This is a genomic window from Kiritimatiellia bacterium, assembly GCA_018001225.1.
Lineage (GTDB): Bacteria > Verrucomicrobiota > Kiritimatiellia > CAIQIC01 > JAGNIJ01 > JAGNIJ01.
In genome coordinates this window covers 146,624-158,509 of sequence record JAGNIJ010000001.1, presented here as the reverse complement: position 1 = coordinate 158,509, position 11,886 = coordinate 146,624, and the positions used below count along the sequence as shown (strand labels likewise).

General features: G+C 65.5%; 11 protein-coding genes and 1 tRNA gene. 10 read left to right on the top strand and 2 right to left on the bottom strand.

What is annotated here, in order from left to right; all coding sequences use genetic code 11:
• The first annotated feature begins 23 nt into the window (after positions 1-23).
• From KA248_00670 to KA248_00645, 6 genes are all read left to right on the top strand, one after another.
• Complete coding sequence (locus KA248_00670; protein ID MBP7828406.1) at positions 24-1,169, top strand: ImmA/IrrE family metallo-endopeptidase; 1,146 nt, start codon at positions 24-26, stop codon at positions 1,167-1,169.
• Positions 1,170-1,207: 38 nt separating this feature from the next.
• Entirely contained in the window at positions 1,208-1,669 is a 462-nt protein-coding gene (locus KA248_00665; protein ID MBP7828405.1) for a hypothetical protein, read from the top strand.
• A 104-nt stretch (positions 1,670-1,773) separates the two neighbouring features.
• Entirely contained in the window at positions 1,774-2,757 is a 984-nt protein-coding gene (locus KA248_00660; GenBank protein MBP7828404.1) for an ABC transporter ATP-binding protein, read from the top strand.
• A complete protein-coding gene (locus KA248_00655; GenBank protein ID MBP7828403.1) occupies positions 2,754-3,410 on the top strand; it encodes a prepilin-type N-terminal cleavage/methylation domain-containing protein in 657 nt (218 codons plus the stop codon). The genes KA248_00660 and KA248_00655 overlap by 4 nt, the downstream gene beginning before the upstream one ends.
• Positions 3,411-3,414: 4 nt before the next feature.
• Positions 3,415-4,722 (top strand): hypothetical protein, encoded by a 1,308-nt coding sequence (locus tag KA248_00650; protein ID MBP7828402.1) that lies wholly within the window; start codon positions 3,415-3,417, stop codon positions 4,720-4,722.
• Positions 4,723-4,748: 26 nt separating this feature from the next.
• Entirely contained in the window at positions 4,749-4,946 is a 198-nt protein-coding gene (locus KA248_00645; protein MBP7828401.1) for a hypothetical protein, read from the top strand.
• A gap of 49 nt (positions 4,947-4,995) precedes the next feature.
• Here the strand turns inward: KA248_00645 and KA248_00640 are convergent, their stop codons facing one another.
• Both KA248_00640 and KA248_00635 read right to left on the bottom strand, forming a co-directional pair.
• The gene (locus KA248_00640; GenBank protein ID MBP7828400.1) at positions 4,996-6,660 is read right to left on the bottom strand and encodes a carbohydrate ABC transporter permease; all 1,665 of its coding nucleotides are present in this window, start codon (positions 6,658-6,660) and stop codon (positions 4,996-4,998) included.
• Between the two features lie 19 nt (positions 6,661-6,679).
• Positions 6,680-9,232 carry an extracellular solute-binding protein gene (locus KA248_00635; protein MBP7828399.1) on the bottom strand — a complete coding sequence of 851 codons (2,553 nt, stop codon included), beginning with the start codon at positions 9,230-9,232 and terminating at the stop codon, positions 6,680-6,682.
• Between the two features lie 266 nt (positions 9,233-9,498).
• Between KA248_00635 and KA248_00630 the strand changes: the two genes are divergently transcribed.
• From KA248_00630 to KA248_00615, 4 genes are all read left to right on the top strand, one after another.
• Complete coding sequence (locus KA248_00630) at positions 9,499-10,827, top strand: STAS domain-containing protein (GenBank protein MBP7828398.1); 1,329 nt, start codon at positions 9,499-9,501, stop codon at positions 10,825-10,827.
• A gap of 84 nt (positions 10,828-10,911) precedes the next feature.
• Positions 10,912-10,992, top strand: a tRNA-Leu gene (locus tag KA248_00625).
• Positions 10,993-11,232: 240 nt separating this feature from the next.
• The gene (locus tag KA248_00620) at positions 11,233-11,415 is read left to right on the top strand and encodes a hypothetical protein (GenBank protein ID MBP7828397.1); all 183 of its coding nucleotides are present in this window, start codon (positions 11,233-11,235) and stop codon (positions 11,413-11,415) included.
• On the top strand, positions 11,415-11,810 hold the full coding sequence (locus KA248_00615; protein MBP7828396.1) for a transposase: 396 nt from the start codon (positions 11,415-11,417) through the stop codon (positions 11,808-11,810). Before KA248_00620 ends, KA248_00615 begins: the two co-directional genes overlap by 1 nt.
• Positions 11,811-11,886: the final 76 nt, after the last annotated feature.

Sequence of the window (11,886 nt, the reverse complement as noted above, 5' to 3'; positions counted from 1 at the left end):
TAGTCTACCGTTAAGAGGGGAACATGAACAACTCGATTGCCATTAACCTGCGGCGATTCCGAACCATCCGGAAAATGACGCAAGAGAAAGCGGCGGCAAAAGCCGGGATCAGCCGGGTCGCGTACCGCGCCATCGAGACCGGGAAGGCGGAGCCGCGCGTTGCAACGCTGGATGCGATAGCCCGCGCCCTTGCGACGGACGTGTTTGCGTTGGTCGCCAAGACCCCGGAGCCAAAGACGCTCCGTTTTCGCGCGCACAGCACGCTCACGGCCCAGGAGCGGGCCGAACGCCAGCAGTTGATTGTTGATACGCTGGAATGGGTTGCTGATTTCAACGAGTTGGAGGACATGCTGAAAGAGCGCCCAAAGGTGCGCATTGAGCCTGCGAGCCGAAAGCCCGCGGACATTGCCCGGTTCGCGGAGAGTGTACGACGCGATAATTTCGGCATTTCGTGCGAAGATTGCGTGCCCAACGTATGCGACGTTCTGGAGCAAGGCGGGGTGAAGGTCCGGATCGTCCAGTCGCATATCAAGGGGCTGTTTGGCTTCTCCGTTGGCGCCGACGACGGCGGTCCGGCCGTTGCCGTAAACGCGGCGGAACCCATTCCTGTTGAACGCCAGATATTCACGGCCGCTCACGAACTGGGCCACCTGCTTCTTCACCAGGATTCGTTCAACCCCGAGGTCGAAAAAGAGGATGCCCGGCAGGAAAGAGAGGCGGATCTTTTCGCCTCCCATTTCCTGATGCCGCAGGATGCCTTCAAGGCGGAATGGGATCGGAACATGGGCCTGCACTGGGTTGACCGCGTGCTGAAAACCAAGCGGACGTTCCGCGTGAGCTGGATGACGGTGCTCTACCGCCTGTGCGAAACCGGGCTGGCGGACAAGAGGAAGATATTCTGGCAGTTCAAGACCGCTTTCGAGCAACGGACCGGCGGGAAGCTGAACTACAAGCGGGAACCCGAGCCGCTGGTTCCCACGTCGCCGCGGCGACCCGCCGAAGAGCCCGTGCGACTGAACGAATACGACTTCTACGAGGACCGTTTCGCGCTCCTGGTCCGCCAGGCGCTCATCAAGAACGAGATCAGCGTGAGCCGCTCGGCCGAGATGCTCCGGATGAGCATCGGGGAAACGAGGGAACTGCTGGCCGAGTGGGAGGCTCATCCTTGAATCAAGGCCCACCGGTCCTCCTCATCTCCGATGCGTGTGTGCTGATTGACTTCTGCAAGGCGGATTGCCGCGACATTCTCGGGGTTGTTTCCGCGAAGTTCCTGCCCATCCGGGTCCCACGCAACATCTTGGAAGAAGTGGACCAACTGACGGAAGCCGAAGCGCAGGGACTGGGCATAGAAATTCTAGAAGTCACGATGCAGCAGATCGAAGAAGCTTCCATGCGCGGCGGCCCGTCTCGCCAGGATCGGCTCTGCTTCGTCGTGGCGCGGGACAACAACGGCGCGGTCTGGTCGAACGACCAGAAGTTGCACAAGCTTTGCGACGCCAATAAGGTGACGGTGTTCTGGGGCCTGGAAATGTTACTCGAACTGGTGCGCCTGAACCATCTTACAAAAGCGCGGGCTACGCAGGCGGGCCAGCGCATTCACCAGGTGGACTCCCACTACATCACGACCGCCATCCTCGACGAGTTCAAGCGAAAGCTGGCCGGATTGTAGAACGCCGGCAGCCCCTTCACCCCCGCATCGAACAGCCGCGCGCCGGACGTGAACCTTTTCACGGGTTTGGACGCTTACCGGAGTATGAGCGGAAAGGAATCCGGGTGAGCGTCGCCGTCGTGGAGAAGCCCTGTGCCTGGGAGATCGGCGCGGAACCGCCCGCGCGCATCACCTCCCGCGTGCTGCTGCGCGATGCATGGCGCGTGCTGTGGACCTATCCCGCGTGGTTCACGGCGCAGCTGGCCGCGACGATCCTCTTCAGCGTGGCGGAGCCCAGCCTGTCGTGGGTGGCGCGGGACGCGGTCGGGACCCTGGAGAAGGCCGGCGGAGCCCTTGCCCGGCTGGCGCTTCCGCATACGGGGCTCTACCTCGGCATTGCGCTCGGCCTGGCCCTCCTCCGCATGGTCGAGCGCGTCACGCGCAAGGTCTACGAGTCCACCGTCGTCTTTGCCCTGCAGCGACACCTGCTGCGGAGGCGGCCGGTCCTCAATCCCACCGAGGACGTGACGCGCATGGTCTATGACTGCGTCGAAGCCAAGAAGGCGCTGTCCCCCCTCTACGCCAACATCTGGCGCGACCTGTTCCGCCTCGCGGCCGTCGCGGGCTGGCAGTTGATGCTGGCGCCGGCCTGGCTGGGCGCCCTGCTCGCCAGCGCGGCGCCCGGCGTCCTCGGGCCCCTTTTCCTGACCCCCCTGCTCCAGCGCGCCAAGCGGCGCGTGCTGGAAGCGAATTGCGAGGTGACCGCCCACGTCGCGGAGGGCGCATCCGAGGGCCTGAAACACCGCCAGCGGAAGCTGCTCCGGCGGTTCGTCGTCCTCGAGACCCTCACGGGCGCGATGGAGGCGCTCCTCGGTCTGGCCGAATGGGTGATGCTGCTGATCCTGATCGTCGGCGCGCGCGCCTGGCCACTGCCGCTCGTTCCCGACCGGATCGCCCTCGGCGACCTGGCCGCGGTGCTCGTCGGTCTGAAGCTGCTGAACAAGCCCCTGCGCGAACTGGGCAAGTCGTACGCGACGCTGCGCGGCAACTGGCCGGCACTGATGCGAACCCTCTATCCCCATCTCCCGGCCGGGAGGGCGACCCCGTGAGGAGGCGCGGCGCCGCGGACGGGTTCACGCTGACCGAGCTGCTGACGGTCGTCACCGTGCTGGGCCTGCTGACCGGACTGCTCACCGTGCAGGTCCGGACGGCCCGGTGGCGGTCCCAACGCCAGGCCTGCCTCGCCAACCTGCGGCAGGTGTGCGTCGGGTACGTCCTGTACGCCGCCGACCACGCCGGCCTGCTCCCGCCCAAGTACGAGATCAAGAAGAAGACGCTGTCCGCGTCCGACCGGGCGGAAGGCCGCGTCCTCAACACGATCGGGAACGGGATCCAGACCGCGCTGTACCCGTACGTAGGCGATGTCCGCGTCTTCCGCTGCCCCGCGGATTCGGGGGACGCAAAGGACGACGCCCCGCTATGGACCCGGCGCGGCGAAAGCTACGAGGTCAAGGGCGTGCTGAAGAAGGACCTGGGCACGGCCAAGGCCACGTTCTTCACGAAGGGCGGCGAGCTGGTCGCCGGCGACCCGTTCAAGCCGTGGGAGGCCGAGGACCCGCTGACCGTCATGGAGAAGATCGCCAAAGGCGAGCACGGCCCCAAGGATTGGCACCACGGCTACGCGAACCTCGTCCTGCCCAGCGGCGCCGCGTACAGCGTGCGCACCAAGGAGGAGGAAAAAGCCGTGCAAGACAAGGAGTGAAGGTGTGAAGAAAACAGCCGGAGTGCTGCTTCTCCTGGGGGCCCTGGCCGCCACCGCGCGCGCGGAGGGCCCCACGAACCTGTTCAGCTTCCCCGAGGAAACGAAAATCAAGGGCCCGTTCGCGCCGGTGGACGGCCAACTGTACTTCACCTGCGAGAAGGGCGGCGCGTACGCCTACGGATACGTGGGGCAATTCGACCCCGCCGGCCGAACCGTCACGGCCTGGCACAAGTTCGACGTCGAGACCAAGGCCAAGGGCGCCTGCCGGATGAGCAACAGCCTGTGGTTCGTGACCGAGAAGGGCGGCGCCGCCAACCTGGGCTATATCGGCCGCTTCGATCTCGCCGCGCATACCGTCGAGCGCCTCTGCGAATTCACCAACGCGACCTCGGCCAAGAGCGCGCCCTTCCTGCTGGGCGACGGTTTCTACTTCTTCGCGGAGGCCGGCGGGGCGTCCAACCAAGGCGCGCTGATGCGCTATTCGCTCGAAGGCGGGCTCGCCACGGTGGTCAGCTTCCATGCCGCGCTTGGCATCAAGCCGGAGGCCCGGCCCGTGTGGTTCGACGGCCGGCTGTACTTCGGCACGCGGGAGGGCGGCGACACGACCCAGCAGACGGGCAAGGGCGCGGGCTCGATCGGCCTGCTCGATCTCGCCGCCGGGACGGCCACCAACCTCGTCAACCTCAACGCCAGCAACCACGGCGCGCGCATCAAGGCCCTGCTGCCCTTCGGCGGCCGCCTGTACTACACGACGGACGAGGGCGGCGACCTGACCCTGAACGGCGGCAAGGGCAGCGGGGCGGCCGGATTCTTCGACCCGGCGAGCCGCACACTGACCCGCCTCTTCGTCTGCAACGGCGCCACGACCGGCATCAAGCCCAAGGGCATGGTTGCCGTGCGGGACCGGGTTTATTTCAACTGCGGCGAAGGCGGTCCGAACGGCTGCGGCGCGTGGTACGGCATTACGGACGGCACCAACGTCTTCCCCGCCGCTACGAACGATATCCCTTTCGGCAACAAGGCCGACCTACTGACGCCGTACGGCCGGCGCATCTACTGCGCCACGGAACAGGGGTGCAGCAACTGGCTGGGTGGCATCTCGGCCTACGAGTTCGAGGTGGAAGAAGCGGAACTGGCCGCCCGCCTGCAGAACGGCCAGATCGCACTGGGCTGGGACATCCTCGCCAACGACCATGTCCTGGAGTTCAGCCCCTCGCTGACCGGTAAGTGGACCGTCGTCGCCGGGCGCGACGGCACGAACGCCGTCCTGCCTTATACCGAACCGATGGGCTTTTTCAGGTTGCGGCAATAAACAACGGAACACACGAGAGAAAGACCATGACCGACTCGTACAAGGTGAAACTCACCCACCAGCTGCCGACCGGCGACAGCCTGACCTGCGAAGTCCACCTGAAGGCGTCTTCTTTGGATGACGCGCGCGTCGACACGGTCCGGCGCTTTCAAGCTGCCTGCCGGGAACTCGCCGGCCAGCCTTCCCTGGTGATCCACAAGACCAAGATCGAGCAGGGAGTTTAACCCCTGCCCCGGGATTCGGCGGCACCGCGTTCATGGTGGCTCGGCAATCTCAACCTTTCATCCCCGTGAGCGTGACGCCCTGGATGAAGTACTTCTGGGCGAAGAAGAAGATCACGACCACGGGCAGGGTCATCATGAGCGAGCCGGCCATCATCATGCCGTAGTTGCCGCCGGCCTGGACGTTGAAGGCGTAGAGGCCCAGCGAGAGCGGGTAGAGCCGCTGGTCGCTCAAGTAGATCAGCGGCCCCATGAAGTCGTTCCACACGCCCATGAACGTGAAGATCGCGATGCACGCGAGCGTGGGCTTGATCAGCGGCAGGATGACGTTCCAGTAGATCTGCCACACGTTGCAGCCGTCGATCTTCGCCGCGTCCTCGAGGTCGCGCGGGATGCCCTTCATGAACTGGCGCAGGAGGAAGATGTTGAACGCGTTGCCGAAGAAGCTGACGAACCAGAGCGGCGTGAGTGTGTTGTACCAGCCCAGCGACTTGATGATCAGGAAGTACGGAATCATCGTCACCTGCGGCGGGATCATCATCGTCGCCAGCATGATCCCGAAGGACAGATCGCGGCCCGGCCAGCGCAGCCGCGCGAAGGCGTACGCCACCAACGAGCAGGAAAAAAGGTTGCCGACGATGTTGAGGATCACCAGGAACACGCTCGTCGCCGCGTAGCGCCAGAACGGCAGGTAGTCCAGCGCGCCCCGGTAATTGCGCTGGACCTTGGCCCACCACGCCCCGGCCTGCGTGTTACGGCGCATCACGACGGTCAGCTTCGCCTTGTCCGGCCGCGACTCGTACTGCGGGCCCGCGTCCGCCTTCTCGTACGGCAGCCAGAGCCGGATCTTCATGGACTCGTCGTCCGGCCCGGCTTCCTGGAGCGTGACGCTGCCCCAGTTGAAGTTGCCCAGGTATTCCGGGCGCCGGCCGCGATATTGCACCCCGCCCTTCTCCAGCGTGAACTCCAGCGGATGCCACGAGTCGTCCGGGCGGAGGAAGAGCGTCACGCGGTGCAGCCGGTCGGCCGCGAACGGCAGGTCGAGCGTCGCGGTCAACGTGATCTGCGCGGCACGTTCGTTGCCAAAATCGTAGTTCAGCGCGGCCGCCGGCGGCGTGGCGTTGGTCTCGTCCATCAGCCGCGCCGCGATCGTGCTCTCCACCTTCCAGAACGCCGAGACCGGCGCGCCCCCGGTCAGGTCCGCCTCCTGCAGGTCGACGCTGCGGACGCGGACGGGGCCGAGCAGCAGCGCGCGCGCGACGTTGTCGCGGACGTCCTCGATCAGCTCCGGCGTGAGCCGCGCCCGCGCCGCGGCGCCCAGTTCGGCGTCGGTTTTTGTCCAGTCCGCCGCGGGCAGGACCTGCTGCAGGCGCTGGTGCAGTCCGGGCGCGAGGATGTCCGCCGGGCCGACGTTCTGTTCCGCCAGGGCCTGCTCGATGACCGGCCGCACGCGGGGATAGTCGGCGTCGGCCGGCGCGCGATAGTACCGCGCGTCCATGTACGGCGAGGCGGCGACGGGGTCGGGCCGCATGGGCAAGATCGTGATCCTGCCGCCGAAGATCTCGCGGTCCACCTTGAAACTGGTCCCGATCATCCACGCGAACGGCAAAGCGAAGACCACGGCGCCGCCGAGCAGCAGGCCGTAGATCAGCAGTGCCCGGCTCAACCCGGCCAGCCGCCGCCTCGCGTATTCAAATGACCGTTCATCGTTCATCATTCATCGTTCATCGTTCTCTTCACTCGCCTTCATAATGCACCCACTTGCTCGAAATCTTCATCTGGACGGCCGTCAGCACGACGACGATGAGGAACAGGAACCACGCCATGGCGGCGGCGTAGCCCATGTTCAGGTAACGGAACGCGTTGTTGAAGAGGTGGTAGGCGTAGAACAGCGTCGAGTTCACCGGGCCGCCCGCGGTCATGATGAACGCCTGCGTGAAGATCTGGAACGTGCCGATCAGGCCCATGACGAGGTTGAAGAAGATATACGGCGTGAGCATCGGCAGGGTGATGTACCGGAACTTGTGCCAGGTCCCCGCGCCGTCGATCGCCGCGGCCTCGTAGTAGCTTTCGCTGATGCCCTTCAGGCCCGCGAGCCAGATGATCATCCCGCCGCCGGCGCCCCACAGGCCCATGAGAATCAGCGCCCACTTGCTCGTGTGCTCGTCCTGCAGCCAGTTCGGGCCCTCGATCCCGACCGCGCCCAGCAGGGCGTTCAGCATGCCGCTCTGCGGATTGAACATCCACATCCACAGGATGCTCGACGCGACCGCCGGCACGATGCTCGGCAGGTAGAAGAACGTCCGCCAGACCGCCACGCCCCGCACCTTCAGGTTGAGCAGCAGCGCGATGCCCAGCCCCACGACCATGCCCAGCGGGATGCCGAGCACCATGAACACCGTGTTGTAGAGCGACTTCCAGAACAGCTCGTCGCCGCGCAACATGAAGGCGTAATTGCGCAGGCCCGTGAACACCGCCGGGTTCAGCACGTCGAACGAGCAGAAGCTGATGATGATCGAGAATAGCAGCGGGCCGCCGGTGAACACGATCAATCCGATCAGAAACGGCAGCGCGCAGGCGACGCCGCCGCGCCACTCGGCGCGGAAGTAGGCCGTACGCCCGCCCTCCAGCCCCTTGCGCTGCGTGTCCCACCACCACGCCGCGACCGCGGCCAGCACGACCAGCGCGCCGTAGACCCAGAAGAACCAGGCCCAACTCCGGACCGGCCGGCCCTTCGGCGGGTCGAGCAGCAGGTTCAGGTCGCGCTGCACGATGGCGGCGTAGTAATCCAGCGACTCCTTCGCGCCTTTCTTTTTGAAGATGGCGTCTTCCATCGCCCAGATCTGGGCGTTCCACAGCTTCTGGCCCACGGGCGTCACGGGCCGGTAGCGGGAGTTCGTGAGCAGGTCGTTGAACTGCTTCATGGCCGCCTTGAACTTCGGCTCCATGTTCGGGTTGTTCTGCACGTACCGCTCGAACGCGTACTCGTTCTGCGCGCGGTTCGGGTACTGGCGCGGCACGTAGGGCCGGCCCTGGCTGGCGTAGGTGAAGTACTCGCTCTCCAGCATGATCGCGAGCGAACGCTGGCTGACGAGGTAGCGGATCAGCTCCCACGCGCCGTCCGGCTGGCGGGCGGTCGAGGGAATCGCGTAGGCCCAGCCCGCGAGCCATGAGATCGGCGCCCGGCCGGCGTCCAGCTCGCGCTTCGGCATCGGCGGAGGCGCGGAGCCAAAGTTGAGATCGCGGCCGTAGAAGGCCAGCGAGCTCAAAATCCAGACGCCGTCGATCTTCATCGCGACCTTGCCCTGGATGAACGGGTCCAGCGCGTCGCCCTGGAAGGTGGTCTGGAAGGCGTAGACGTCGCTCGCGCCGCCGAGCCGGTCGTAGATGCGCGTCATGAAATCCAGCGCCTCGGCGACCCGCGGATGGTTCAGTGTGCAGGTTTTCCCGTCGGCGCTCATGAACTCGCCGCCGGCCTGCCAGCCGTAGAGGTAGAGCCACGAGTTGCCGTAGTTCGGGATGAAGCCGATGGTCTTGATCTTGCCGGCCGCGTCGCGCTCGGTCATCGCGATCGCCATGGCCTCGAGTTCCTCCCACGTGCGGGGCGGCTGCGCCTCGCCGAGCTCGTTGGTGTAGCCGTGGCGGATGAGGATGTCCTTATTGTAGAGCAGCACGCGGTTGTCCGCGTTGTTCGGGATGCCGTACGTCCCCTGCTCGCCCGTCAGCGGATTGCGATATACCGCCTCGTCCCAGCAGGCCGGGAAGAAATCCGCCTGGCGAATGGGCACAACCGCGGCGAGAGGCGACGCGCCCTTTGCGCGCGGCGGCTCCTCGAGGGCACCGGGCCAGGGCTCCGGCCGGGAGGAGTCCGCCTGCCAGTCCTGCCACGCCTTCTCGTCGCGCGCCAGGCGGTCGTCCAGCGGCATGAACGCGCCGCGCGCGGCCCACTCGCTGATGGCGAACCGGTCGAAGAAGATCACGTCCGGCGGCATGCCGCCGGCGACGCTGACGATGAACCGCGTCGGGTCCTCGACCTGGTTGCGCGAGGCGTGCTGGCCGGAGATAACGCGGTACACGGGGTACGAGGGATCGGTCTCGTGGCGCAGACGGCTCAACCGCTCGAACTCGCGGATGGAATCCTCGAGCGCGCCCTTGATCGGGCCATCCGGCCCCATGAAGGTGATCTCGACCGCGCCGTCCTCGTGCCGAATCGAGCGTTGGGGCGCCAGCAGCCAGAGCGCCGTCACCAGCACGGCCCCCGTCAGTGCGCCTTTCAGCCATCCGCCCATCGTTTGGAAAGCTCCTGCGAACGGAGGCCAGTCTTCCACAGGCCTTTCCAACTCCGCAAGCCTTTTGCGTCAAATCAAGTGGGTGGAGGCGGGGCGCCCCCGCCCCGCGAACGCAGGAAATGCGCCGGCCTCGAGGGCGAGGCCGCGCTACGCCGACGCTGACGAGGCGGTCTTCGGTGTAGCCCGCGGCCGCCCCTGGCCGCAGGGCAGGACGGGCGCAATCGCCGGTTGTGCGCGGGCGGTAATCCGTCATAGAATGAATGCCGATGAACATCACCGCGCAGCAGGCCGACCGGGTGCTGCACCTGATCCTGGAGGGCCGCCTGGATGCCTTCGGCTCGGGGGAGCTGGCGGCCGGCCTGAAACAAGACCTCGTCGCCGATACGGTCTGCCTGCTGCTGGACATGAGCCTCGTGGACTACATCAGCAGCGCCGGCGTCCGCGTCCTGCTGTCGACGCACAAGGAATTGGCGCGGCGGGGCGGGGCGCTCGTGCTCGCCGGGTTGCAGGAATATTGCCGGGAAGTCCTGGAGGTCACGGGCTTTGCCGATGTCCTGCCGCAGTTCGACAACGTGGAAAAGGCCCGCGTCGGCGCGCGGCGCATCGCCCTGCGCCAGCATAACCGGGAGAACTGGGATCGCCTGGAAACCGCCGCCCTGGAGCACGGCTCGGTCCGCATCATGAACGCCGGCGGCGGCCCGGGCGCCGTCGAAGTGCTCGGCGACGTCCGCGATGTGCTCCATGCCCGCGTGACGACGGACCAACTGCTTTCCAAGCGGTTCTTCGAGACGGAATACTCCATCGGGCTCGGCGGACTCGGCCGCGCTCCCGAGGATTTCTTCGAAATCATGGGCGAAATGATCACCATCGGCGGCACGATGGTCTGGCTGCCGACCGACGGGCACGACACGCCGGATTTCCTGATCCCCAAGGCGGATAAGGGCCACGTCATGATCCGCACCGGCTACAACATCTCCCTCGCCGGCGGGTTCGACGAGTTCATAGTCTTCGAAAGCCGGGACGCCGCGGGCGCGACGATTTCGCAGCTGTACCGCGCCCTGTTCCAGCTCGCCCGCCGCCGCCGGCCGGATTTCAAGGGGCTCCTGGGCTTGGCGCTGCGGGCGCAGGCCGTCGCCGTGTACGGGTCAGGCGTGCTGCGCTCGCCCGTGGCCCCGCTTGCCCCGGCCAACGGAGGACTGATCACCGATCCCTCAAATATCGGCGATTGGATGGCGTGCGACCGCGAGCCCCGGCACCGGAACGTGACCATGCTCATGTGCGGGGTCGGCGCGGACCTGACCGGTTCGCTGGACGCGTTCGACGCCGCGGAGCTGAACAAGGCCTTCTACCTGCACCCCGCCAACATCGGCGCCCGGACCGAGCTCCTGCACAACCATGCCGTCCTTTTCAAGGAGCAGCCGTTCCCCGACCGGCCGACGGACCTCGAGGACGAGATCCATCGCGTCGTGCAGGACGGCGAATTCGTGGACATGCGCCACCTGCTCGACAATTCCGCGATCACCCGGGCGCTGATCGGCGTCAGCTATATCCAGTCCGTCCGCCCCGACCCGCACCGCGAGCCGGCCGGCGCGTAGCGCACCCCGCCCTTCAATCCGCCTGCTGATTGCTCTTGCGCGGCATCCTGCGGCCGGGTACGGTATCCATCATCCCCTCCAAGGGCTCGGGTGGTGGAATGGCAGACACGCATGTTTGAGGGGCATGTGGCGCAAGCCGTGGGGGTTCAAGTCCCCCCCCGAGCACCCATACATGATTAGCCTATTATTCTCGATATTTCGTTGTTTTTTTCACGGCTGTCCGGTTAAACGGCCGGGGCCTGTTTGTAGTTCACGCGTTGCGCGTGAAACTCGTGTTTGGCTCTTTTCTAGTCGGGGGGATGAAAACGGCGTTGTTTGACCTTTTTTCTTGCATCGGGTTATCTAGTTATATACATAGATACCTGAAAGGAGGCTCCTACGAACGGATGCCCAACACGAGTTCAGTTGATTGATCGGAAGAACTCCCGGCAGTGGTATATCAACTTCCCAGCGCCCATTGCCCAAGCGATGCAGTTCGCGAAAGGGGAAGTCTGCGAGTGGATCATCGACAACCGCCAGGTCCTGATCCTGCGGCGGCGCAACGCGCCGGCGATCCCGATCGACAGTAAAAAAAAGTCCTCCCATTGATGGACGCCTTTGACCAGTTGCTGGCCGAAGCCGGACCGGTCTGCGCTCAAGAACGCCGCCGGGATCGGCTGCACTCGCACTTGCTGGCGCAGTGGGTGTGTCTGGGTGAACATACCCTGACCGGTTTGTTGTCCACCACGGGGCAACCGTTCCGGGATGGGTCCGCGGCGTATCGGCTGTATGGCCGGAATCGCGTAGACCCGAGTCGGTTGCTCGACGCGGTCCGACGAGCCGCGGAAGAGTCGTTGCCGGAAGGCCATCCTTTGGTGGTGGCCTTGGACGACTCGATCCTGCGCAAACGCGGACACAAGATCCCGGCCACCGCGTGGCGGCCGGATCCGTTGGGGGCTCCATTCCAAGTCAACTTCGTATGGGCTCATACCAGGTACGGGTGAGAGGCGGTACGAACGGCGTCGCAGAGCTCCGCCCTCCAGTGGAAGGAATCATGGAGGGGCGAGCTCCTGCGAGCCC